At 64.3% G+C, this 21,796-nt stretch carries 24 protein-coding genes and 1 tRNA gene; 6 read left to right on the forward strand and 19 right to left on the reverse strand.

The genetic code is table 11. The features are described 5' to 3' along the window. Positions 1–238: 238 nt before the first annotated feature. A complete protein-coding gene (locus PO78_RS22245) occupies positions 239–1,150 on the reverse strand; it encodes a LysR family transcriptional regulator (RefSeq protein WP_082047716.1) in 912 nt (303 codons plus the stop codon). Positions 1,151–1,863: 713 nt separating this feature from the next. Between PO78_RS22245 and PO78_RS23625 the strand changes: the two genes are divergently transcribed. Next, the gene (locus tag PO78_RS23625; protein WP_432654225.1) at positions 1,864–2,052 is read left to right on the forward strand and encodes a LysR substrate-binding domain-containing protein; all 189 of its coding nucleotides are present in this window, start codon (positions 1,864–1,866) and stop codon (positions 2,050–2,052) included. Between the two features lie 111 nt (positions 2,053–2,163). Here PO78_RS23625 and PO78_RS09170 read toward each other — a convergent pair whose 3' ends face one another. The 15 genes from PO78_RS09170 to PO78_RS09240 all read right to left on the reverse strand — a co-directional run bounded on the left by PO78_RS09170 (position 2,164) and on the right by PO78_RS09240 (position 14,438). Beyond that, a complete protein-coding gene (locus tag PO78_RS09170; protein WP_231570661.1) occupies positions 2,164–2,625 on the reverse strand; it encodes a cytochrome c in 462 nt (153 codons plus the stop codon). A gap of 60 nt (positions 2,626–2,685) precedes the next feature. Next, a complete protein-coding gene (locus PO78_RS09175; RefSeq protein ID WP_043743378.1) occupies positions 2,686–3,882 on the reverse strand; it encodes a lipid A deacylase LpxR family protein in 1,197 nt (398 codons plus the stop codon). Next, entirely contained in the window at positions 3,879–4,322 is a 444-nt protein-coding gene (locus tag PO78_RS09180) for an LOG family protein (protein WP_082047717.1), read from the reverse strand. The genes PO78_RS09175 and PO78_RS09180 overlap by 4 nt, the downstream gene beginning before the upstream one ends. Further along, positions 4,319–4,726, reverse strand: a complete 408-nt coding sequence (locus tag PO78_RS09185) for a hypothetical protein (protein WP_043743379.1) — start codon at positions 4,724–4,726, stop codon at positions 4,319–4,321. The genes PO78_RS09180 and PO78_RS09185 overlap by 4 nt, the downstream gene beginning before the upstream one ends. Beyond that, positions 4,723–5,112, reverse strand: coding sequence for a hypothetical protein (locus PO78_RS09190; RefSeq protein WP_231570663.1), 390 nt, complete (start codon positions 5,110–5,112; stop codon positions 4,723–4,725). The genes PO78_RS09185 and PO78_RS09190 overlap by 4 nt, the downstream gene beginning before the upstream one ends. Positions 5,113–5,190: 78 nt before the next feature. After that, complete coding sequence (locus PO78_RS09195) at positions 5,191–5,775, reverse strand: hypothetical protein (RefSeq protein ID WP_004255136.1); 585 nt, start codon at positions 5,773–5,775, stop codon at positions 5,191–5,193. A gap of 25 nt (positions 5,776–5,800) precedes the next feature. Next, positions 5,801–6,316, reverse strand: a complete 516-nt coding sequence (locus PO78_RS09200) for an ATP-binding cassette domain-containing protein (protein ID WP_004255139.1) — start codon at positions 6,314–6,316, stop codon at positions 5,801–5,803. A 7-nt stretch (positions 6,317–6,323) separates the two neighbouring features. Next, complete coding sequence (locus PO78_RS09205; protein WP_004255140.1) at positions 6,324–6,533, reverse strand: YgaP family membrane protein; 210 nt, start codon at positions 6,531–6,533, stop codon at positions 6,324–6,326. Positions 6,534–6,553: 20 nt separating this feature from the next. Beyond that, positions 6,554–8,092 carry an efflux transporter outer membrane subunit gene (locus PO78_RS09210; protein WP_004255142.1) on the reverse strand — a complete coding sequence of 513 codons (1,539 nt, stop codon included), beginning with the start codon at positions 8,090–8,092 and terminating at the stop codon, positions 6,554–6,556. Further along, positions 8,089–9,207: an ABC transporter permease gene (locus PO78_RS09215; protein WP_043743380.1), complete on the reverse strand. Its 1,119-nt coding sequence runs from the start codon at positions 9,205–9,207 to the stop codon at positions 8,089–8,091. The genes PO78_RS09210 and PO78_RS09215 overlap by 4 nt, the downstream gene beginning before the upstream one ends. A gap of 4 nt (positions 9,208–9,211) precedes the next feature. After that, on the reverse strand, positions 9,212–10,381 hold the full coding sequence (locus PO78_RS09220; RefSeq protein ID WP_004255145.1) for an ABC transporter permease: 1,170 nt from the start codon (positions 10,379–10,381) through the stop codon (positions 9,212–9,214). Continuing rightward, the gene (locus tag PO78_RS09225; protein WP_004255148.1) at positions 10,378–12,150 is read right to left on the reverse strand and encodes an ATP-binding cassette domain-containing protein; all 1,773 of its coding nucleotides are present in this window, start codon (positions 12,148–12,150) and stop codon (positions 10,378–10,380) included. The genes PO78_RS09220 and PO78_RS09225 overlap by 4 nt, the downstream gene beginning before the upstream one ends. A gap of 1 nt (position 12,151) precedes the next feature. Continuing rightward, on the reverse strand, positions 12,152–13,189 hold the full coding sequence (gene hlyD, locus PO78_RS09230) for a secretion protein HlyD (RefSeq protein ID WP_043743381.1): 1,038 nt from the start codon (positions 13,187–13,189) through the stop codon (positions 12,152–12,154). A gap of 27 nt (positions 13,190–13,216) precedes the next feature. Then, complete coding sequence (locus PO78_RS09235) at positions 13,217–13,642, reverse strand: hypothetical protein (protein WP_082047718.1); 426 nt, start codon at positions 13,640–13,642, stop codon at positions 13,217–13,219. A gap of 187 nt (positions 13,643–13,829) precedes the next feature. After that, a complete protein-coding gene (locus PO78_RS09240; protein ID WP_004255154.1) occupies positions 13,830–14,438 on the reverse strand; it encodes a TetR/AcrR family transcriptional regulator in 609 nt (202 codons plus the stop codon). A gap of 335 nt (positions 14,439–14,773) precedes the next feature. Here PO78_RS09240 and PO78_RS09245 point away from each other — a divergent pair, with 335 nt between their 5' ends. The 5 genes from PO78_RS09245 (at position 14,774) to PO78_RS09265 (ending at position 20,828) form a co-directional block, all read left to right on the forward strand. Beyond that, positions 14,774–16,534 (forward strand): PHA/PHB synthase family protein, encoded by a 1,761-nt coding sequence (locus tag PO78_RS09245; RefSeq protein ID WP_043743383.1) that lies wholly within the window; start codon positions 14,774–14,776, stop codon positions 16,532–16,534. A gap of 124 nt (positions 16,535–16,658) precedes the next feature. Then, positions 16,659–17,102 carry a phasin family protein gene (locus tag PO78_RS09250; RefSeq protein ID WP_004255160.1) on the forward strand — a complete coding sequence of 148 codons (444 nt, stop codon included), beginning with the start codon at positions 16,659–16,661 and terminating at the stop codon, positions 17,100–17,102. 10 nt (positions 17,103–17,112) lie between these two features. Further along, the gene (gene phbB / locus PO78_RS09255) at positions 17,113–17,859 is read left to right on the forward strand and encodes an acetoacetyl-CoA reductase (RefSeq protein ID WP_004255163.1); all 747 of its coding nucleotides are present in this window, start codon (positions 17,113–17,115) and stop codon (positions 17,857–17,859) included. Positions 17,860–18,156: 297 nt separating this feature from the next. Further along, positions 18,157–19,053 carry a LysR family transcriptional regulator gene (locus tag PO78_RS09260; protein ID WP_443080472.1) on the forward strand — a complete coding sequence of 299 codons (897 nt, stop codon included), beginning with the start codon at positions 18,157–18,159 and terminating at the stop codon, positions 19,051–19,053. 587 nt (positions 19,054–19,640) lie between these two features. Beyond that, positions 19,641–20,828 carry an alkaline phosphatase family protein gene (locus tag PO78_RS09265; protein WP_004324896.1) on the forward strand — a complete coding sequence of 396 codons (1,188 nt, stop codon included), beginning with the start codon at positions 19,641–19,643 and terminating at the stop codon, positions 20,826–20,828. 84 nt (positions 20,829–20,912) lie between these two features. Here the strand turns inward: PO78_RS09265 and PO78_RS09270 are convergent, their stop codons facing one another. The 3 genes from PO78_RS09270 to minE form a co-directional block, all read right to left on the reverse strand. Next, positions 20,913–21,371, reverse strand: a complete 459-nt coding sequence (locus tag PO78_RS09270; RefSeq protein ID WP_004324898.1) for a DUF1178 family protein — start codon at positions 21,369–21,371, stop codon at positions 20,913–20,915. Positions 21,372–21,440: 69 nt separating this feature from the next. Next, positions 21,441–21,525, reverse strand: a tRNA-Leu gene (locus PO78_RS09275). Between the two features lie 9 nt (positions 21,526–21,534). Next, the gene (minE, locus tag PO78_RS09280; RefSeq protein ID WP_004324900.1) at positions 21,535–21,795 is read right to left on the reverse strand and encodes a cell division topological specificity factor MinE; all 261 of its coding nucleotides are present in this window, start codon (positions 21,793–21,795) and stop codon (positions 21,535–21,537) included. Between the last annotated feature and the right edge of the window lies 1 nt (position 21,796).

Below are 21,796 nucleotides of genomic sequence, written 5' to 3' on the forward strand. Positions count from 1 at the left end.
CCAATGCGTCAACGGGATGAGCCGGTTTGCAACCAGCAAAAGCTCATGCGTTCCGCGTCAGTGAAATGACCGCGGCGGCGAGCCCGCAGGCGAGTGCCGGAGTACGGAAGGGCGCAGCAATTGCGTCGAAACTGGAATCAGTACAGCGCATGAGCCATGCCGATCGGGTCAGTCGCAAGACCAAAGATGAATCGCGCAATCCGAGAAAACTAGCCGCGCACCTTCCGATAGATCCGCGTCAGATCGCGCGTGATGTGCTTGCGTCCTGATGACATATACGTTCGGCGCGTTCGATGAACCGCTGCAACGGCTCCGTCATGCCACCCTCGGTTCGTAACAGATAGGTGGTTATCGATGCGCTCTGACCGGCCAACGGGCGGACAACAACATCCGCCGGCTGGCAAGTTGCCAAGTGCGCGGCAGTGGAAAAACCTAGCCCGTACCCTGCGGCCACCAACGTCAGCATCAGCCCGTGAGAAGCGGCATACTCAGCCACAATCGGTTGGACATCGACAGAGCGGAACAGTCGTTCGCTCTGCCGACCGCAACCTTGGCATGCCCGTGGATCACAAAGTACCAGCGGATAGCTCACCACTTCCTGCAACGGCACTTCCTTGAAGGCTACAAGCGGGTGCCGTGCGGGCAGGATCACTACCAAGGGGTCGGCCCACAGCGGCTCAGCAATGATCCCGTCCTCCACTTCATTGACCATTGCAAAGCCGGCGTCGAACAGATGTGCGTTCAGCCCCTGCACGAGTTCGGTCAGCGGTACTTCGGAGAGCCGGATGTTTACCTGCGGCGACTCTTCGCGGCACAGCGCAAGCAGTGCTGATAGCCTCGCCCGTCCTATGTCTCTCGACAGCGCGATTCGCAAAATGCCCTGAGAACCGGAGGCAGCAGCCTTCGCGCTGGCCACTGCCTGCTCAACGCTCAACATGACGCGGCGGGCGTCGTCGAGGAAGACTCGCCCTGCCCAAGTCAGGGTTGCGCCCCGCGGCGTGCGACTGAGCAACGTCACGCCTAGAGTTGTCTCCAACTTGCGGATCGTGCGTGATAGGGGAGATTGTTCTATATGCAGCCGCCTAGCGGCTCGACCGAAGTGCAGTTCCTCGGCTACAGCAATGAAGCAGCGAAGATGACGTAAGTTCATGCGCAGTCCCTCGTGACGTGACCAGTCCTTATGATCGTAGGGAGCCGCATGCGTGCGGAGAAGAGACCGGCATGTCTTGCAGCGGCTGCCGTCGCCGGCTCACAGCACGCGGGCAATGGTGTCCGGAGTTATTGCAACGCTGCTTGAACGCGGGCGGCGATCATGGCGGATGGCTAGCTAGAGCACTCGCGCCAGCGCGCCTCGGCTAGTCTTCTGTGGCCGCAGCGACCCGAGGAAGACAGTCGCGGCGTCTTACGTCACTCCCCGAGGGCGAGCGATTTGGTCTGTCGACACGGGCGGCGGCGCAGCGTCTGAAGTTCGCGCCAGCGGGCATCGCGCCGGATGAACTGTCGATGGGCATGTTCGGCGAATTCGAGATCGCCACCTGTAACCGCGCTGCTGAAGCACTGCGGCCGGAGCAGTCGCAGCAAGCGGCTGACGCGGGCGGACAAGCAATTCCTGCAACATGTGCCGCGCATCTTCACTGCCTTGCAGCAAGCCCGCGACAGCGTGAGGGGAGCGGCCAACGGCTTTCACGGTCAGCAACGCATTACGCTGTCCGATGGCATCACCCCGTCGCGCTTGCCGACCTTGCTGGCGCTATGCTGGCAGGAGGAGCCCGACGTCGAGTTGCGCCTGCTCGAGGTGTCACTGTCGCAGCAAATCAAGGGGCTGCATGGCGATCTGTATGACCTAGGGCCCAGTCTGGTGAAGTGGGTGACGACATCGTGGCCAAGGCGCTTTGGAGCGCCCCCCTCATGGTCGCGGCGCCGGCATGGCATCCGCTGCTCAAGCACAAACGTATCTCACTGGACGAGGTGCTGCGTTATCCGCTGGTGCTGGTGACCCACATGCATACGGGAGTCATGCACGTCAGATCCAACGAGTGCTGCCGCGGGTGAAGCAGGAACCCGTGATCGCTGCACGGGTGGCTTCCTGGGAACCTGAAACGCGTCGAGGTATATTGATTGGACAGAAGCTAGTCTTCCGTCAACAGGTGTAGCCATCCCTTGCTAGCGGCTTCCATAGAACTTTTCCACGAACGGGCGACGGTAACTCTGGTGGCAGGCTAGGCAGCTTTGCTGGGTTTTGGAGAAAGCCGCGATGACTGCTTGGCCGTCATTCCGCTGTGCAGCCTCGCCCATGGCGGTCGCGGCGTCATGCACCTGTCCATCCAGACCCCGAAACTTTCCAGCGTCTGCCCCAAGCCAGGCAAGGATGCGCATCTTTTCCGACATGGGCGGCTCGGCATGCTTGGCGATTCGTGGTGCTAGCTCGGCGACCAGTGGCCAGTCTTCTTTGGAGATCGCGCCCGTGACGGCTTGCATGTCGCGCCCGAGTCTTTCCATTATGGTACGAAGCGCCATTGGCTTTGCCGCCTCTACGGACTGCGCACCGAGTGCCGTGGCGAAGGTTGCCAAGAGCACGGACAGCGAGACGGTGAAGAACGATCTGGGTTTCAAGGGCTGGTTCACGAATTTCTCCATTGATGTTGTGACGAATGCTTTGGGTCTAACGAATGGTTGCAGGTGTCCTCAAAATTCCAGACTCAGCGCGATCGATCCGAATGCATGATGGCCCGCCTGCTGGTCGAACTCGCGGGTTCTCCAAACGCGCATCACGGCAAGCCGCACGCCACGTCCAGCAACGATCCATTGGCTGCTGATGCCGAGAGCTGCTTGCACGACCCAAGGCCGCCGGCTGACATGATGGCTATGCCGGAACATGTTTCCGTCGAGTGAGAAGTCCCAGGCGACGGCTCTACCCTCCAGGTTCAGGAAGACATGTGCCCCAGGTTTGGGCGCCAGGACCGATTGCGGCGTTGTCGTGCGCAGATCGGCAACACCAGAGGGCGGGCGGTTCTCCGCGCCAGGGCGAATCGGATAGCTGCCGAAGTCGTTCGGTATGTTCCAGCCCGCGCGAAACTCCACGCCGGTACTGGCGGCGGTTTCGATGTTTCCGACCCGCAGGGCATAGCTGCCGATCACGTCGCTGCCCCATCCAGGGCGGACCGCACCCTCCGTGTACGGCTTGAACTTGCGCTCCATGGCCATCTGAAACGCCGGCTCGTTGCGCAACTGGTTGTCCCAGCCGCGAAAGCGCTCAATGCCGCGTACCCGGTGCACAAGGTCCTGAGACTGTTCGGCCAGCGACCAGGGGCCGATCACGCCCAGGGTCAACTCACGCACGTCAAGCATTTCGTAACTGGCGGCTTGCGGATGGATGCGGCGATTCCAAGCCAAACCCAGGTAGAGCAAACCAGCGTACGGTCGGTCATCTGGAATCACATCGGTGCGCGTCTTGTTCTCGGGCGTGTACATGGCTTGGCCAAAGCGCACAACGAGGTTTTGCGATGACGAGTGGGCGCCGGCATCGTCCCAGAAGCCGGGATCGGCCCAGCCGATGAAGCGAGCGTACAAACCGATCGGCTGGGGCAGGCACTCCGGACGGAGCCCGCCTTGCAGATCGCGTGAGACTGCTGTTAGCGCGACACCGTTGGTGTAGTTGCGATCGGAGCCGGTGAACAAGTCGTTCTCCAGACGCAGGGTGCCGCCCCGCCAGCGCAGGGATTGCTCTGGCGAGCAGGAGGAAGTATTTGTAGAGAGCGAGACTTCGGAACCGAAAGCGGAAATCGGGCTGAACAATGCACCCGTAATCAACAAGGTGACGCACTGCATCGCCTGCACCTTGGTGTAGCGCAGGCTCCAGCGATACCCGTCGATGCCAATCATGTTGCCCCATCGCCTGCTGCGCTGGTGACGTAAAAGCGTTCGAGGGCACTGACGATTTCCTCTGCTTCGTCTACGCAGGTGAACAAGTCGAGATCGGATGGAGAGACATAGCCTTCGTCGAGCAGAAGGTCGAAATCAACTACGCGACGCCAAAATGCACGGCCGACCAGCACCACCGGAATACGCTGCATCTTTCCGGTCTGGATCAAGGCGAGCACCTCGAACAGCTCATCGAGCGTTCCATAGCCACCGGGGAAGGCCACCAAGCCCTTGGCGTGCAACAAGAAGTGCATCTTGCGCAGCGCAAAACAGTGGCATCGGAACGCCAAATCCGGGCACATGTAGGGGTTGGGTGCCTGTTCGTGGGGCAGCGTGATGTTGAGGCCAATCGAACGTGCGCCAACCTCGAAAGCACCGTGGTTGGCTGCTTGGCTCTTCACGGTTTTCCTACGGGGCCGTCGCCCATCCCGCGCCCTCCGCCCCTGGCCTGTATTGATGCCTGCGCGACCTCCTTGGCCTTTTCCTGCAGATCGTCGCTAGCCTTGGTGTTGAGGAGCCCGGCGCCGGAAAAATCCGGCTTGGGCGGCGATGCAGGCACACTCCGATCTCTAAGACGCTGATACAGCGCCCAGTGAGCCGCACCAGCCGACCCGCATTGCGATTCCGCGTCACTGATCGCCGGAGCCGCGGATACATTTCCATCCTCCTGTGCCTCCCCCGTGACGAAGCTCATGACGACACCGCCGTCATGATCTTGCGCTGGGGAAGGCGGCGCGGCCATGGCGCTGGCGACCAATGCCAAACCGAGCCACAGCACGGTGGCGAGATGCTTCTTCAGGTTCATTTCATATCTCTCGCCGATATGGCGGGTTGCCCGCGCGACAGGCCGTGCCAGGAAATGGCTGCGATCGCCACCCACACCAGCGTTCGGAAGCTCATCGCGATGACCGTGCGCATTTCATAGGCCCCGCCGGCATAGCCGTGCGCGCCGAATGCCGCAAGGGCAAATGCAGTCGCTGCGGCGATGACGACGGCCAGCCACACCGCCCAGCGATGCCGCAGCCACAGTCCAGCGCCAGCGATGACGTAGGCGAAGCCGGCCAGAAAGTTGAACCAGAGCACGAACGGCACGAAGTTCCCGGCAGAGGCTTGCGCCGCTTCTCCACCGAACAGGATCGCGCCGCCTTCCTTGATGGTCAGCAGACCGAACCCGACCGCGATCAGGGACATGGCCCGGATGAGAAATCCGCGCTGCTGCATGGGTCCTCACATAGTCATTACTCCATGACTCGCTTTTGCCTTCAGCCCCTAAGAGACAGCCAGTCCCGCCCGGTATAGGGCGAAGGCCTCGACGGCCTCCCGCAAGAACCACCCCCTCCACTGCGGCGCGGTAGGGGTCCGGAGCACCAGTTCCTGGATGACACTGACAAGCGAAATTGCCTCAGCACTTGGTTGCACGTCGGCCCTGACCAGGCCCTGCTGTTTGGCGCGGGCGATGATTCGGGCTAGGCGGGTGGCGTAGTTAGCGATGAGCATCCGGATGCGCCGCTGAAGGCTGGGGTCGCCATCCTGTGCCAACCACGACAACAGTCGCCGGGGAACGCCGGGGTGCCTGGCGATGAACGCGATCTGCTGCTGGAATACGCTCTCCAGTTCCCGCAGCGGGTCGTCTTTCCTCTCGCTCTTGACTGAGCGCAAGAGCCGGCCTCTCACTCTGGCAATAAACCTTTTTCGGCCACCGCGGCTGTCCGTCTGCGGAGGCGACCATCGATCCTCGGCCGCGGCGGCGGTTCCAAGCAGACTTTTCATATCCGCGAACAGGTAGTGGCGCGTGGTTTCCCACCACCGCTTGAGATGCTCCTGCTCGAAACGATTCATGCTGTCGTCCGTCATGGTGCCTCCTCCCTTATTTGCAAGGTCATTCAAACCCCCGCCCTTCACCGGCGTCTCCATGGGTCACGCCATCGCGGATGTGGTAGATGCGCTTGAATGTGGGGATGATCTTTTCGTCATGGGTGACGACGATGATGGCGGTCTCGAACTTCCGGGCCATGTCATTGAGGATGCGGATCACAGCCATGGCGCGCTCGCTGTCGAGAGGCGCGGTGCGCTCATCGGCCAGGATCACCGGCGGGCGATTGACCAATCCGCATGCGATGGCGACCCGTTGCTGCTCGCCACCGGAGAGTTGCGAGGGCATGGCGCGAGCCCGGTGTTGCACATCGAGCGCCGTAAGCAGTTCCAGCGCCTTCGCGCGCGACTCCCCATTCGCGACGGATGCCGGATCGAACTCGAATGGCTTGCGGTTACGCGTCGGTGCCTCTCGCCCGCCTTGCACCATGCCGCATTCCACCAGGAGGCGGGCGTTGGCAGCTTCCACCAGAAAACACGAGCCCGTGACTTCGCGTGCCGCACCCAGAAAACTCAGCTTCATGGGATGTTCACTCCGGCTTCTTCTCTTGCATCGGGCAGGTGCTCAGGCCGAACAGGCGGTAGCCTGGGCAGCGGCCAGCCAGCCCTGTGATGAGAGGCATGAATCCAATGAGTCCCAGCCAACGCCAGGATGAGTCCAGCCACAATGGGAGACTGAGGAGAACCAGTCCGATGACGACGCGCACAATGCGGTCGAGCCGTCCAACGTTGATTTGCATGACGGTCTCCTTGTGTTGAGTCAGCGGCTTGAAAACGCGACGGGGGCGGCAGCGCCCCGCAGCGGATGGGTTGCGGTCGATGCCGTCGTGGATACGTCCCAGCCACCGCCAAGGGCCTTGTACAGCGCCACCAATTGCACGGCGGCGTTGGTATGTGCCCGCGCGGCTGCGGTTTCGGCCTCATGCAGGCTGCGCTGGGCAGCCAGCAGTTCGACCAGCGCGATGTCGCCCGCCGCGTAGCGCGTCCTGGTGTGGCCGTAGGTTGTGCGCGCGGCATCCAGTGCCATGCCGCGGCGTTCCAGTGTGTCCAGCCCGCCGTGGTAGTCGCCCAGCGCGCGCTCGGCGTCGCCCAGCGCCGTCAGCACGGCCTGCTCATAGGCCAGCGCGGCCTGCCGCTCGGCCGCCTCGCGTGCCCGAATTTCGGCTCGCACACGGCCACCGTCGAACAGGCGCCAGGAAATCAGCGGCAGGATGGAAAAACGCGAGCTGGATGCATCGAACCAATCGCCCGTACTGAGCGCCTGAAACCCGCCGCCGACACCGATGGAGAGTTTGGGGAACAACTCGGCCGTGGCCACGCCGATGTCGGCAGAACTCGCTGCGAGGCGACGTTCCGCAGCCAGCACGTCAGGACGTCGGCGCAGCATATCTGCGCGCTCGCCCACCGGCAGTGCCCGCAGCGTGCTCGGCGTCAAGGGGCCATCAAGCAGTGCCAGCTCCCGCTCCGGCGGTGCGCCCAGCAGCACGCCCAGGCTGAGCACCGCGGTGCGCTGGCGCGCCTGGATATCCGGGATGAGCGCGTTGACTGCTGTCCATTGGGCGTACGCCGCCTCCACGTCGGCGGCCGACGCGTCGCCCAGCGCGTGCCGCAGGCGCACCAATTCAAAGGTCTGCTGCAGCGTATCCAGCGTGGCGCGTTGTGCGTGCAACTCGTAGCGGGCGCCGACGGCGGTGAACCAGGTGCGCGCGACCTCGGCCACGATACGCATGCGTACGCCCTGTGCCTCGGCTTCGGTCGCCTGCAGGCGGGCGCTGGCGCCTTCCAGGGCGCGCCGCTTGGCCCCGAACAAGTCGGCCTCCCAGGCCGCGTCGAAGCCCGCGTCGTAGATGGTCTGCGTGGCGTCAAGACCGGGGATGGAGCCTACGGGCAAGGGGCCGTTCTCGCTTTGACGGCGCCGGTTGACGCTCGCGCCTGCGGCGGCGGTGGGCAGTGCCTCGCCGGCCACACGTTCGCGCAGGGCGCGTGCCTCATCGATGCGTGCCGCAGCCTGGCGCAGATCCAGGTTCTGTGCCAGCGCTGTGGCCATCAGGCGATCGAGGACTGGATCGTCCAGTGCAGACCACCATTGGCTCAAGTCTGCGGACTGGGATTCACTTGCCAACGGCAAGGTCCAGCCGCTGCCGACGTCGACCGGCGGCGGCTCGCGGTAGTCGGGGCCCACGGTTGCGCAGGCAGTCAGCAGCACGCACGACAGGGCCAGCGCGACCGGACGCACGCGCCCAGGGGTCAGGCCGGTGACGGTTGCGCGAAGAAAGGGAGTGCGGGTCTTGGATTTCATTGCAGGCGTCCTCGGACGAATACGGTGGCCATCGTCAGCGTGGCGAGGGCGATGATCGCCAGCGGCCACAGGCTGGCGAGAATGTCACCGGGCGGCATGGCCTTGAGAAAGCTGCCTTCGACGATGATGAGGAAATGGGTCAGCGGAATGGCCTGAGCCAGCCATTGCAGAACGACGGGCATGTTTTCCACAGGCGTCGCAAAGCCTGACATCAGCACCGCCGGCACGCCGACGGCGAACGCCCCCAGGATGGCCTGCTGCTGCGTCATGCTGACCGCGGAAATCATCAGACCGATGCCGACCACCGAGGCGATGAACAGCACCAGGCTGGCAAGCAGGAGTGCAAACGAGCCCGTAAATGGGATGCCGAACAGGAAGACGCCCGCGCTGATCATGAACAGGCCCAGCCCGGTGCCAATTGCGAGTGCCGGCAGCGACTTGGAGATGATGATCTCGGGCGTCGAGGTGGGCGACACCAGCAACTGGTCGAAGGTGCCCAGCTCGCGCTCGCGCGCGATCGACAACGAGGTGATCAAGAGCGAGCTGAACAGCGCCAGGATGCCCGTCAGCCCGGGCACGATGAACCAGCGGTAGACCAGATTCGGGTTGAACCAGTGGCGCACGACCACGGGCGTTGGTGCCTGAGCGTCGGGCACGACCTCGGCGCCGACATCGGCGGCGATGGTGGACAGATAGGCCACGGTGATCTGCCCGGAGTTGCTGCGCCGGCCATCGACCAGTACCTGCGCGCGGCCACCTTCGCCGGCAGCGATGGAGCGCGAGAAATCCACCGGGATGGCGAGCGCGGCGATCACCTCGCCACGGTCGATCAGCTCGTGGAGCTGCTGCTGGCTGTCGACATGCCGGACGTGGGTGATGAAGCGGGCGCTGTCCAGTCGCTGTACCAACTCGTGCGACCACCGCCCCGCATCCTGATCGTAGACGGCGATATCGACGTTGCGCACTTCCAGCGTCGCGGCAAAGGCGAACACTAGCAACTGCAGGATCGGCGGCACGAACACCACCATGCGGCTGCGCGGATCGCGCAGGACGCTGAGCACTTCCTTGATGAACTGGGCGCGCAGGCGGGTGAACGAGAATGCGGAAGTCAACATCGCGTCACTCCAAGTTCTTGCGCGTGGCGCGCTTGGCGATCACGAAGAACAGCACCCCGATCGCCGCCATGGCCGCCAGGTTGGGCAGGAACACGGCCCAGATGTCGCCGGCCAGGAACACCGTCTTCAGCGAATCGACGAAGTAGCGCGCCGGAACCACCAAGGTGATGGCGCGGATCGGTGCCGGCATGGCGTCGATCTCGTACAGAAAGCCCGACAACATGAAGGCCGGCAGGAAGCCCGTGAACAGCGCGATCTGCGCGGCCAGGAACTGGTTGCGTGCCAGCGACGAGATCAGCAGACCCTGACCCAGCGCCGGCACCATGAACACCGCCGACAAGAGCAACAGGGACAGCAAGGAGCCGCGCATCGGGACGCCGAACACGAACACCGCCAGCGCCGATGCGCCCAGCGTGGACAGCATGCCGAGCGCGAAGTACGGCAGCAGCTTGCCGATCAGGATTTCGGCCACCGAGGCCGGCGTGGACAGCACTGCCTCCATGGTGCCGCGCTCCCATTCACGCGCCACCACCAGTGCAGTCAGCATGGTGCCGATGATGGTCATGACGATGGCGATGGCGCCGGGAATCAGTGCGCGTCGGCTTTCCAGTTCGGGGTTGAACCAGTAGCGCGGCTCCAGCATGATGGACTGCGCCGGTGCTCCGACGTCCAGTCCGGCACGCCAGGACTGGACCACGCCACGGGCGTAGTTCTCGACGTAGTTGGCGGTATTGGGGTAGGAGCCATCGGTGACGATCTGCACCAGCGGCTCGCTGCCACGGAGGGCCAGACGCTGCTCGAAATCCTGCGGGATCACCACGTAGCCGCGCAGGTCGCCTGAGACCAGTTGGTCGGCTACTTCGCGCCGGTCATGGGCGAAGTGCGTATTCAGGAAGCGAGTGCCCGAAAACGCTGCGGCCAGCGACTGTGCCGATGCGCCGGGCGACTCCAGGACCACGCCGACACGGACATCCTTCGCATCCAGCGACACCGCATAGGCGAACAGCAGCAGCAACACCACCGGGAGCACGAACGCGATCAGCAGCGTCGAGGGGTCGCGCAGCGCCTGGTAGCTTTCCTTGGTCACCAGGGCGATCAAGCGCCGTAGATCAAAATGGCGCAAGTCGGTCTGCAGGGAGTCACTTCCGTCTTTGTGCATTGTGGCGCCGTTCATGTGGCGGCCTCCAGCTCGCGGTCTGACGACTCCACCAGGTGGATGAAGGCGTCCTCCATCGTCGGGTCGGGCCGTTCGGGGCTGACCGCCGAACGTTTGAGCGCGTCGGGCGTATCCAGCGCGATCAGTTGCGCACGCGAGAGCATGGCCACGCGGTCGCAGTATTCGGCCTCGTCCATGAAGTGGGTGGTGACCATGATGGTCACGCCCTTGCGGGCCAGTCCGTTGATGTGGGTCCAGAATTCGCGCCGGGTGATCGGGTCCACGCCCGAAGTGGGCTCATCCAGGAACAGCACGGGCGGCCGGTGCATCAGCGAACAAGCCAAGGCCAGGCGCTGCTTATGTCCCAGCGGCAGGGAATCGGGCGTGGCGGACAACCAGTCGCCCAGATCGAAGGTTTCGATCATCTCGGCAATGCGCTCGCGCCGGGTGTTGCCTTCCAGTCCGTAGACGCCGGCCGAGAATTCCAGGTTCTGCTGCACCGAGAGCAGGCCGTAGAGCGAAAACTTCTGCGCCATGTAGCCGAGCCGGCTCTTGGCTGCGCCGGTGGCGCGGCGCAGATCATGGCCCACCACATGCGCTTCGCCAGCAGTGGGTTTCAACAGGCCGCACAACATCTTGAAGGTGGTGGACTTGCCGGCGCCGTTGGGGCCGAGCAGGCCGAAGATTTCGCCCTTTTGCACCTCGAAGCTGACGTTGTCGGTGGCGGTGAACTCACCGAAGCGCTTGGTGAGGTTTCGGCACGACACGGCAATATCGGAACCCAGCTCAACCGGCGGCAGACGCTCGGCCAGCGTCGAAGTGCCGCCGGGGCCGCCACCGAGCAGATCGATGAAGGCGTCTTCGAAGCGCGCGGGCACCTGCGCCAGTCGCACCTGCGCCTGATCGGACAGGGCCTGGAGCTGCTCCGCTTGAGCGCCCTCGCGCAACACCACGCGCACGCCGGCGCCCTGGATCACGCCATCGCTCACGCTGGGCAGGTCGAGTGCCTGGGTCAGGACCGCTCGGCGCTCGGCACCGACGTCTTCCAGACGGAAACTGCGGCCTTCGAGCTGCGCGGTCAGCTCCTGCGGCGGGCCCTCGAACAGGAGCTGCCCTTGGTTCAGCAGCAGCACGCTCTCACAGCGCTCGGCTTCGTCGAGATAGGCGGTGGACCAGACCACGGCCATGCCTTCATCGGTCAGCGCCTGCACCATGCGCCACAAGTCCAGGCGGCTGACCGGGTCGACACCCACGCCCGGCTCGTCCAGCAGCAGCACCTTCGGCCGCGCCATGAGCGCACAGGCCAGGCCCAGCTTCTGCTTCATGCCGCCGGAGAGCTTGCCGGCCAGGCGTTTGGTGAAGGGTCCGAGCCGCGTGAAGTCCAACAGCTCGGCAAACAGATCGGCGTTGCGGTCCGCATCCATGCCGCGCAACTGCGCATACAGGCGCATGTTCTCCATCACCGACAGGTCTTCGTACAGTCCAAAGCGCTGCGGCATGTAGCCGCTGGCGACGTGAATGGCGTCGTTGTCCTTGACCACGTCATAGCCTGCCAAGGTGACGTGGCCGGCGTTCGGCACCAGGAGGCCGGTCAGAATCCGCATCAGCGTCGTCTTGCCGGCGCCGTCCGGGCCGACCAGACCGGTCAGCCGCCCATAGTGGATGCGCGCGCTCAAGCCCCGCAGAGCCTTTATGTCGCCGAAATGCTTGTCCACGCCCTCGATGACGACGGCAGCGTCTTCGCCCGCACCAGCAGGCACGGCGGCGATGGCACGGCTTGCCTGCATTTCACCGCTCCCCCGGGATACCGGTGCCGGCTTTCGCATCGACCTCGATCGTCACCGGCATGCCCTGGCGCAAGGCACTGTCGCTGTCGGCTTCGTCGATGACGATGCGCAGGCGGTACACCAGATCCGTGCGCAAATCCGTCGTCTCCACCGTCTTGGGGGTGAACTCGGCGCGCGGCGAGATGAAGCCGATCTGGCCGCGATAGACCTTCTCTGATGAATCGCTTTTGACGCGTACCACAGTACCGGGCGCGATGCGCCCCAAGTCCGACTCGCCCACGTAGGCGCGCACGTAAACCGGCTTGTCCAGGCTCAGGCTGTAGACCGCGCTCTGGCTTGCAACCATGCTGCCGGGCTCGCGCACCCGTGCGATGACGGTGCCACTACTGGGCGCCACCAATTCGGTGTCCGCCAAGGCTGTCGTGGCTTGCGCTGCGGCAGCCTGAGCGGCCGCAAGGCGAGCTTCTGCCGCGGCGATGTCTTCCTTGCGGAAGCCTTCGGATGCTTGCGACAGGGCCGCCTTCGCTGCTTCGACGCCAGCGGCTGCCTGGTCTCGCGCCGTGCGGGCGGCATCGACCGTACGCTGGCTGCTGGCACCCGATGTCAGCAGGCCACTCTGGCGCTTGAAATTCCGCTCGGTCTCGGTGGCGAGCGCCTGTGCCTGCCTGAGGGCCTCGCGCGCCTGGGTGATTTCCTGCGGTCGCAGGCCGCGGCGCAGCTTGGCCAGTTCCGCCTGCGCCACCTGCACCTGGGCCTGCGCTGCCGCAAGGGCTTCCCGATAGGGTTGCGCGTCAAGCGCCGCCAGGCGCGCGCCCACGCTGACGGCATCGCCCTCGTCGAAAGCCATTTGCATCACGCGCCCGGGCTGACGGAAGGCCAGTTGCACCTCGCGGATATCGACGTTGCCGTAGAGGCGCAATGCATCTTGTTGTCCATGGTCGCGCGACAGCCAGAACGCCAGTGCGCCGCCAAGAGCGAGCAAGACGACGGCGATCACGACCCAACGGGTTTTTCTGGAGAGGAGGTTTGGAGTTGTCATCGATGGGTTTCCGCTGGATAAAGGTGCTCAGTGCTCGCGTGCGACCGGCGCATTCGCCGCTGACCGGCGCCAGGCTATGGCCGCTATGCCTGCCCACACCAACGTGCGCAGCGTCATGGCGACCACCGTGCGCCGCTCCCAGGCGCCACCCAAAGCCACATGCACTCCGAAAGCCAGGAACACGAGTGCGGTCGCCACCGTGATGACAATCGCCAACCACGCGGCCCAGCGCTGGCGCATCCACAAGCCGACGCCGGCGACGATGTAGGCGAGCCCGGCCAGAAAATTGAACCAGAGCACGAAAGGCACATAGTGGCCGGCGGCTTGGCGCGCCGCGCCGTCGACAAACAGAACGGCGCCGCCCTCCCGAAGAGTGAGCAGGCCGAAGCCGATCGCGAGCAGGGAGATCAGCCAGTGCCAGATGCTGCGTTGTGGATGAGTGGTCATCTTCATGGCCTTCACTTGATCGCGGAAACTCCCAAGCCTTCGCCGTCGTCGCGGTGTGCGTGTGCGTTCCGCCGGGCGGTCGGGCTGAGTGTTGAATGACGCGGATTCGCGCTGGAGGCGCAACGCGATCGCATGACCGTGGTGTGCCTCTCGGCCGACCGGGCAACTGCGTGGCGGCAGGATGGAAGGCGTTTCATCGGGTGTGCGTGATGCCACGGAGATAGATGGCAAACACGGCTGGCGCATCACGACGGATGCGACTGACCTTGCCGGCCAACAGCGACTGCATGACCAGTCCCTGGATCGTGCCGATGAACAACACGGCGGCGGCATCTACGTCCAGATCCGCATCCAGGTCGCCTTGGGCCTTGCCTGCCTCCATCAGGCGGCGCAGGCGCTGTTCGTATTGACGGAGCAAGGTCTGCACCATCCGCTTGGCGAGCGTCTCGCCAGAGCGTTGCAGCTCTCCGAACAGCATGCGCGGCACGCCGGGATGCTTGGCCACGAAGTCGATGTGCGTCATGAACATGGCTTCGAGTGCCGCGGCAGGCGACGCGGCGCCCTCGGCCGCCTTGTCCACGCGCACCAGCAGACGCTCACCGACCCAGGTCATCGTTGCCTCCAGGATCGCGTCCTTGGTGGGGAAGTGGCGAAACAGCGCGCCCTGCGTCAAACCCATTCGATCGGCGATGGCCGTGGTCGTGATTTCGGCCGGGTTTTGCTCCGCGGCCAAGTCCACCACCGCTTGCACTGTGGCAGCACGCCGCTCTTCAGCGGACAGATGTTGAGGACGTTCGCTCACCGATCAGACTCCATAAAGTAAGTGACTTATTACTATCCTAACATGCAAAACATCCGCGTCGCAAGATCGGGAATACGGTTCATCGCATGGGAAAGGATGGTTCCTGTCCCATCCATGGATCGTAGCCAAGTGAGCTGACGAGACCCAGGAAGCGAACACACTCCTCAGGCACATCATGAGTAATCGGTCGGCAGGTCGGCCACCCCAGTCAGAGCAAGAGAAGCGGTTTCGTTCGAGCGAAGGCGGAAATCCCCCGGGCGTTCTTCAAGGCTTTGCATCTTTTCCCGTAGGCATTATGATAGTAATAAGTTACTTACAACATCGGAAGACCAGAGATGAACACCCTTGCCATACCTGACAAGCCCGCGCCGGCACCGTCCGAAGTCGTCTGTCGCCCCGATGTCCTGGATACGCTTGCGAACGCGTGCCGGGCACGCGGCACTGGCGGGTTGTCACCGGCGGCGGGTTTGCTGGCTTGGTACGACTGGGCGCTGCACCTGAGCCTTTCACCGGGCAAGCAGCGCAGCCTGATCGAAAAGGGATTGCACAAGCAGCGACGCTTGGCGCGCTACGTCGCGCACGCTGCAAGTGCCCACGGCTGCCCCACGTGCATCGAGCCGTTGGAGCAGGATCGGCGCTTCGAGGCGCCGGCCTGGCAGCAATGGCCGTTCAACGTGATCCACCAGGGCTTTTTGCTGCAGCAGCAGTGGTGGCACAACGCCACCACCGGCGTGCGCGGCGTGTCGCGCCATCACGAGAACATGGTCACTTTCGCCGGGCGGCAGTGGCTGGACATGTGGTCGCCATCGAATTTCATCTGGACCAACCCGGAAGTGCTGGAAGCCATCAGAACCAGCGGCGGCGCCAACCTGTGGCGCGGCGCGATGAACTTCCTCGACGATACACAGCGTCTTGCGCTTGACGATGAACCGGCCGGGGTCGAAGGCTTCAAAGTCGGCCAGGACGTGGCGGTCACACCAGGAAAGGTGGTGTTTCGCAACCACCTGATCGAGCTGATCCAGTACACACCCACGACCCCCGATGTGTATGCCGAGCCGGTGCTGATCGTGCCCTCCTGGATCATGAAGTACTACATCCTCGACCTGTCACCGCACAACTCGATGGTGAAGTACCTGGTCGACCAGGGGCATACGGTGTTCATCCTTTCCTGGAAGAACCCGACCGCGGCCGATCGCGACCTCGGCCTCGAGGATTACCGATGGCTGGGGGTCATGGATGCACTGGACGCGGTCACGGCCATCGTGCCTGAGCGCAAGGTGCAGGCGGTTGGCTATTGCCTGGGCGGCACCTTGCTGACGATCGCCGCAGCCGCGATGGCGCGCGATGGCGACGAACGGCTGCACAGTTTGACGCTGCTGGCGTCGGAGACCGACTTCCGCGAGTCGGGCGAAATCGCGCTTTTCATCGACGACAGTCAACTCGCCTGGCTGGAAGCCGGGATGTGGGACAAGGGCTATCTCGACGGCAAGCAGATGGCCGCCTCTTTCCAGATGCTCAACTCGCGCGACCTGATCTGGTCGCGCCGCGTGCGCGAGTACCTGCTGGGCGAACGGCAGGAGTTCAATGACCTGATGGCCTGGAATGCCGACGTGACGCGCATGCCGTATCGCATGCACAGCGAGTACCTGCGGCGTTTGTATCTGAACAACGATCTGGCCGAGGGACGCTACCAGGTCGGCGGACGGCCGGTGGCGATCGCCGACATCGAAGTGCCGATGCTCATCGTCGGCACGGTGCGCGACCACGTCGCCCCCTGGCCATCCGTGTACAAAATGCACCTGCTCAGTGATGCGGAACTGACCTTCGTACTGACCAGCGGCGGGCACAACGCCGGCGTGGTCAGCGAGCCGGGGCACCCCCGGCGCAGCTACCAGATTGCGACCCGCAGCGCCGGCGCTCGCTACATCGATCCGCAAACGTGGCGTGCCGAAACCCCGTTGAACAAGGGCTCCTGGTGGCCAGCCTGGCAGCAGTGGCTGGCGCGACGTTCGACCGAGCGGGTATCGCCACCTGCCATGGGAGGCACGCAGGCGCCGCTCGGTGATGCGCCTGGTACCTATGTGGCAATGCGGTGACAAGACGCACTGAAGCCAAGACGCACTGAAGCCGAGACAAGGCCAGACCATTTCAGCAGGGACATCACTAGGGATGGCCCACACCCGCCCCAAAGGGGGCCCACCATGACCGAAGGGCACTGCAATGAGCAACGAACTGCCAATCCATCTCTACAAAGCCAATGCCGAGCTGCAACTGCAGATCACGCGCTTGCTGCAGGAGAGCAGCCATCACTGGCTCGAAGCCATGCAACAGCTCAGCGCTGGCGGCGTGCTGGAGACCACCTCGCGCATCCAGGGCCTCCAACAGGCGGCCGACTGGCAGGCGCTCGCGACTTTGCCGTCAGAGGTGTTCTGGCGCCTGTGCCAAGGCCGCATGGGCGATGCCCAAGCGGTCGGGCAAGTAGCAGCCAAGAGCCAGGCGGCCTTTGCCAATGGTCTGCGTCAAGCACTTACGACTTGGCAGGAATCTGTCTCCGAGGCATTCGGCACCAGTGGCGACGCAGCCTCTTTCACGCAGCTTTGCCAGCGCTGGGCGCAGCCCTGGACCGCCCCAAGCGCCGTACCCCAAGGCAAGACCAAGAAATGAGGGGACGGCAATGTATACGACGCAACGGACGGCGCTGGTGACGGGAGGCAACCGGGGGTTGGGCGCTGCAATCGCCCGTACCCTGCACGACGTCGGCCACCGCGTGATCGTCACGCATACCCCCGGCAACATCACGATTGGCCAGTGGCAGCAAGCGCAAGCGACACAGGGCTACACATTTGCTGCCTACGGGGTGGATGTATCCGACTACGAATCAACGCAGGAACTGGCGCGGCGCATCCACGCCGACGGTCATCGGATCGATATCCTGGTGAACAACGCCGGCATCACCCGCGACGCAACGCTGCGCAAGCTCGACAAGGCCGGATGGGATGCCGTACTGCGCACCAACCTGGACTCCATGTTCAACGTCACCAAGCCGTTCGTCGATCCGATGGTCGAGCGCGGCTGGGGTCGCATCGTCAACATCTCGTCGATCAACGGCAGCAAGGGCCAGTTCGGGCAGACCAATTATTCGGCGGCCAAGGCCGGGGTACATGGATTCACCAAGGCGCTCGCACAGGAGGTGGCGCACAAGGGCGTGACGGTCAACACCGTCTCGCCGGGCTATTTCGCCACCAAGATGGTGATGGCGGTGCGCGAGGATGTGCGCCAGAAGATCATCGATGCGATTCCGATTGGCCGTCTCGGTCAGCCGGCCGAGATTGCGGCACTTGTCGCCTTCATCGCCAGCGAAGCCGCCGCCTTCATGACCGGCAGCAACGTGGCGATGAACGGCGGCCAGCATATGTATTGAGTAGTCGAGGAGCCTGCGGCATGAAAGTCTGGACCATTCGCGTGGGCAACGTCTCCCCCGGTCGCTGCAATTCACCGAAGAGCATCCTTGGCACACTCGGGTGCTCGGACCCGAAGCATGCGCATTGACACGAGGGTGTTTGCGTGCTGACGGATAGTGATCTGCAAGCCCTCCGGTTGACCGCACGTCTAGCAGGCGTCCTCACCCTGATCCTGATCGACACCCCCATCGCTTGGTGGCTGGCTCGTACCAAGGTCTGGTGGAAAGGGCCGATAGGAGGCTGCCTTGGAGCCTAGATTGCTACGCTATTTCGTTGCAGTCGCGGAAGAGCTGCATCTCGCCCGCGCGGCCGAGCGTCTCGGCATCGAGCAATCTCCCGTATCACGAGCAATGCGCGACCTCGAACGCCTGCTGGGCGTCTCATTGTTCGACCGCAGTGCCCGGCAGACGCGGCTGACTTGGGCCGGCCAGGTGTTGCTGGGCGAAGCTCGGCGCGTGTTGGCCACCGTGGACCAAGCGGTTCAAGCTACCAAGGCTGCAGCGCAGGGCTACCAGAGCTATTTGCGCATCGCCATCTGCGACAGCCTTGCCCAGCCACGCATCGCCTCGCTACTGGCGCGCAGTCGCGAGGAAGAACCTGAATTGGGGATTCGGGTCTTCGATCTGCCGTTTTCGCGGCAGCTCAAGGGCCTGCACGATGACCTGCTGGATGTCGGCTTCGCGCTGTCGGATGCGGTCACCGGAGGGCTGATCGCCGAGCCTGCTTGGAGCGATCCGCTATCGGTGATCGTGCCGACACGCCATCCGCTGCTCGCGCATGCACAGGTCAAGTTGGAAGACGCCTTGAAGTTTCCGCTGGTCCTGTGTCACCCGGATGCGGCGTCGGGCTGCCATGACCAGATTCAGGCACTGCTCGACGGCGCGGCCATCACGCCCAAGATAGCCGACCACGTGACAAGCCTTGGCGTGATGCTCACGCTGGTGGGAGCCGGTTATGGCATCGGCTTTGCCATCGGTGCACAGGTGCAGACTTGCCAGCGGCCCGACATTGCGATACGCCCGCTGGCGGGCATCACGCCCACGCTGACGACCTATCTGCTGCGCCGTCAGAGCGAGCCCTCGGAACCGATGAAGCGGTTCTTGCAGCGTGCTCGGCGGTTGTTCCGGCCGCAAGGCGATGTGCACGCTCCTTGACCCGCATCGGTCCAGGTACGTTGGCTATTGGCAGCCGTCTCCGGCTCTGGGTGGACTTATCTGGTCCGTCACGTTGACCGACTTGGATTTTTGAGTCCAGAATAGAGGCCTTCTTGGGGAGCTGACCCCAAGAAATTCTTTGTTGATCAACCGGTTGGGTTGTGGGTGCTGTTCCCTTCACCCGCTTCATAGAGCGGGTGGTTCGCATAGGATCGAGACCCGCGACTCTGGCCAGTTGATCTTTGGCGATTCGCGAAGGATCCGCGCTCCGCCGCCTGCGCCGCGCCGGACAGAGTCGGTGTCGCAAAAAGTACCGCGAAGGTGTTGCCAGGCGAGAGCTGTTAGTACATAATGCAGTCCTTCGCGGCACAATGAGAAGTAAAAATTGCTGCGTTATCAAGGAGTTAAAGCGGGGATTTAAGTCTCGTTTCCCGCTCCAGATTCTGAAAGCCGGATGTGCGCCCAGCGCCCATCCGGCTTTTGCATTGTGCCCCCGCGGTGCATGCCTCGCCGGCGGTTTGCCGGACGCGGCCTTGCAGGGTAGGCTCGAAGCTCTCCCGGAGCTCTCTGCGATCCTCGCGCACCGCATGCCCTTCACCATCGACTCCACCTTGCCCCTCCCGGCCGGCGCCGTTCTTCCCGACTATGGCGACGGCGGGCTCTACGGCTTCGCGCGCGGGCTCCGCCACTGGCTGCACGACCGCAAGGCCGGGTGGCCTGCGGCCGAGGTCGCGCCGGGCGAGCGCGCGCTGGTCGTGCTGCTGGTCATCGACGGGCTGGGCGAACGCTTTCTCGACACGGTCGGGTGGGGCTCCGCGCTGCATGCGGCCAAGCACGCCGGCCTGAGCTCGGTGTGCCCGAGCACCACGGCGAGTGCGATCACCACGCTGGCGACCGGCGTCGCGCCGGTCGAGCACGGCCTCAACGGCTGGTTCATCCACGATCGCCGCTTCGGTGGCGTGATCGCGCCCTTGCCGCTGATCCGCCGCAGCGGCGAGCCGCTGGAGGCCTTCCGCCTGCTGCCGCGACTGTTCCCGGTGGCGCCGATGTATCGCCACGCCTGCCGACCGGTCACCCTGGTCTCCCCCGTGCAGATCGCATTCTCGCGCTTCTCGCTGCACCATGGGCGCGGGGCACACATCGAGCCTTACGAAGGGCTGCAGGACTACGTGGCCGCCATCGTCGACATGGCCGATGCGCTCGCGCACAGTGGCGGGCTGATCCACGCCTATTACCCGGTGTTCGACATGCTGAGCCACCAGCACGGCTGCCGCTCGGCCGAGGCGGTCGCGTGCTTCACGCGCGTCGATGCCGCCTTCGTGTCGCTGCAGCAGGCGCTGGCGGGGCGCGACGTGCGTCTGCTGGTGACGGCCGACCACGGCTTCATCGACGCGCCACCCGAGCGCCGCATCGACCTCGCGCCCGACGGCGAGGTCGCCGCCATGCTCGCCGCGCCGCTGTTCGGCGAGCGCCGGCTGGCTTTCTGCCGGGTGCGCGCCGGTGCGCAGGCCGAATTCGAAGCGTGGGCTGCGGATGAGCTGCGTGGCAAGGCGGTGGCGGTGCGCGGCGAAGACTTTCTCGCCGCCGGCCTGCTCGGCCCGGGTCAGGTGCATCCGCGGCTGGCCGAACGCCTGGGCAGCCACGCGGTACTGATGGAGGCCGGGTGGACGATCGTGGATCACGTGGCAGGCGAGCACGAGCACACCATGATCGGCGTGCATGGTGGCCTCAGCGCGGACGAGATGCGCGTGCCGCTGATGCTGGCACGTACCTGAGGACGGGCACTCCACACGGCTGCGACAGGGCGGTGGACCTGGCGGTCCGTGCTCGGCACGCATCCCCGCCTGCGCCCTGGCTCTTCAGTGCAGGTCTTCCTCGGCTGGCGGGACCGGCAGCACCAGGATGCCCTCTTCGAGCAGGGACTCGACCTCGTCGGCGGAGGCCGAGCCGCGAATGTCGCGCGCCTCGGTTTCGCCGTAGTGGATGCGGCGCGCCTCCTCGGGCAGGCGCTCGCCCACGTTCTCCGCAACGCGCGCAAGGCTGCGCAGCTGCGTCATCAGGCGCGCGAGTCCTTCGGGAGCAGGAGCGGAGGGAGGGACGGCGCTCGCGGCCTGCACCTCACCCGCTGCGGGCGGCCTTGCCGAGGCGGACTGGCCGGTCTGGACGTAGGGCGCGCTCGGCAGGCGGCGGACCTCGGTGGCGCCGCAGATCGGGCAGTTCACCAGGCGATCCGCGAGCTGCGCCTCGAAGGCTGCGGCGGAACCGAACCAGCCTTCGAAGCGGTGTGCATTGCTGCAGTGTAGGTCGAGTACGATCATGGCGAGGACTGTCCGGTCACTGTGCCGGGCAGGACGCCGCAGCAAGGATGGGACAATGGCTGAGCGGGATGGTGCCCGGGACGGGACTCGAACCCGTAAGGCTTGCGCCGGCGGATTTTAAGTCCGCTATGGTTACCGATTTCATCACCCGGGCGGCCGAGGCTCAGCGGTTCTGCTCCGGCAGCACGATATTGACCTCGAGCACCTCGTAGTTGTCCTGCTTTTCGAGCTGGACCTTGATGTCGTCGGGGTTGACCGCGACGTACTTCGAGATGACCTCGATCAGCTCGCGCTGCAGGTCGGGCAGGAAGTCGGCCCTGGGGCTGTCGCCCGCGCGCTCGTGGGCGATCAGCAGCGACAGGCGGTTCTTGGCGATCTCCGCGGTCTTCTTCTTTTCGCCGAAGAGGCGGGCGAGGAAGGACATG

It is taken from the genome of Thauera sp. SWB20 (genome assembly GCF_000831325.1).
GTDB lineage: Bacteria > Pseudomonadota > Gammaproteobacteria > Burkholderiales > Rhodocyclaceae > Thauera > Thauera aminoaromatica.

What these genes read in the sequence shown, in the direction of transcription:
- PO78_RS09270 (WP_004324898.1), bottom strand. Translation starts at nt 21,371, where the DNA reads ATGATCGTACTCGACCTACACTGCAGCAATGCACACCGCTTCGAAGGC.
- PO78_RS22245 (WP_082047716.1), bottom strand. Translation starts at nt 1,150, where the DNA reads ATGAACTTACGTCATCTTCGCTGCTTCATTGCTGTAGCCGAGGAACTG.
- PO78_RS09250 (WP_004255160.1), top strand. Translation starts at nt 16,659, where the DNA reads ATGAGCAACGAACTGCCAATCCATCTCTACAAAGCCAATGCCGAGCTG.
- PO78_RS09205 (WP_004255140.1), bottom strand. Translation starts at nt 6,533, where the DNA reads ATGCAAATCAACGTTGGACGGCTCGACCGCATTGTGCGCGTCGTCATC.
- PO78_RS09185 (WP_043743379.1), bottom strand. Translation starts at nt 4,726, where the DNA reads ATGAACCTGAAGAAGCATCTCGCCACCGTGCTGTGGCTCGGTTTGGCA.
- PO78_RS09215 (WP_043743380.1), bottom strand. Translation starts at nt 9,207, where the DNA reads ATGTTGACTTCCGCATTCTCGTTCACCCGCCTGCGCGCCCAGTTCATC.
- PO78_RS09190 (WP_231570663.1), bottom strand. Translation starts at nt 5,112, where the DNA reads ATGTCCCTGATCGCGGTCGGGTTCGGTCTGCTGACCATCAAGGAAGGC.
- PO78_RS09210 (WP_004255142.1), bottom strand. Translation starts at nt 8,092, where the DNA reads ATGAAATCCAAGACCCGCACTCCCTTTCTTCGCGCAACCGTCACCGGC.
- PO78_RS09200 (WP_004255139.1), bottom strand. Translation starts at nt 6,316, where the DNA reads ATGAAGCTGAGTTTTCTGGGTGCGGCACGCGAAGTCACGGGCTCGTGT.
- PO78_RS09195 (WP_004255136.1), bottom strand. Translation starts at nt 5,775, where the DNA reads ATGACGGACGACAGCATGAATCGTTTCGAGCAGGAGCATCTCAAGCGG.
- PO78_RS09235 (WP_082047718.1), bottom strand. Translation starts at nt 13,642, where the DNA reads ATGAAGATGACCACTCATCCACAACGCAGCATCTGGCACTGGCTGATC.
- PO78_RS09265 (WP_004324896.1), top strand. Translation starts at nt 19,641, where the DNA reads ATGCCCTTCACCATCGACTCCACCTTGCCCCTCCCGGCCGGCGCCGTT.
- PO78_RS09220 (WP_004255145.1), bottom strand. Translation starts at nt 10,381, where the DNA reads ATGAACGGCGCCACAATGCACAAAGACGGAAGTGACTCCCTGCAGACC.
- PO78_RS09175 (WP_043743378.1), bottom strand. Translation starts at nt 3,882, where the DNA reads ATGATTGGCATCGACGGGTATCGCTGGAGCCTGCGCTACACCAAGGTG.
- PO78_RS09245 (WP_043743383.1), top strand. Translation starts at nt 14,774, where the DNA reads ATGAACACCCTTGCCATACCTGACAAGCCCGCGCCGGCACCGTCCGAA.
- PO78_RS09225 (WP_004255148.1), bottom strand. Translation starts at nt 12,150, where the DNA reads ATGCAGGCAAGCCGTGCCATCGCCGCCGTGCCTGCTGGTGCGGGCGAA.
- hlyD (WP_043743381.1), bottom strand. Translation starts at nt 13,189, where the DNA reads ATGACAACTCCAAACCTCCTCTCCAGAAAAACCCGTTGGGTCGTGATC.
- minE (WP_004324900.1), bottom strand. Translation starts at nt 21,795, where the DNA reads ATGTCCTTCCTCGCCCGCCTCTTCGGCGAAAAGAAGAAGACCGCGGAG.
- phbB (WP_004255163.1), top strand. Translation starts at nt 17,113, where the DNA reads ATGTATACGACGCAACGGACGGCGCTGGTGACGGGAGGCAACCGGGGG.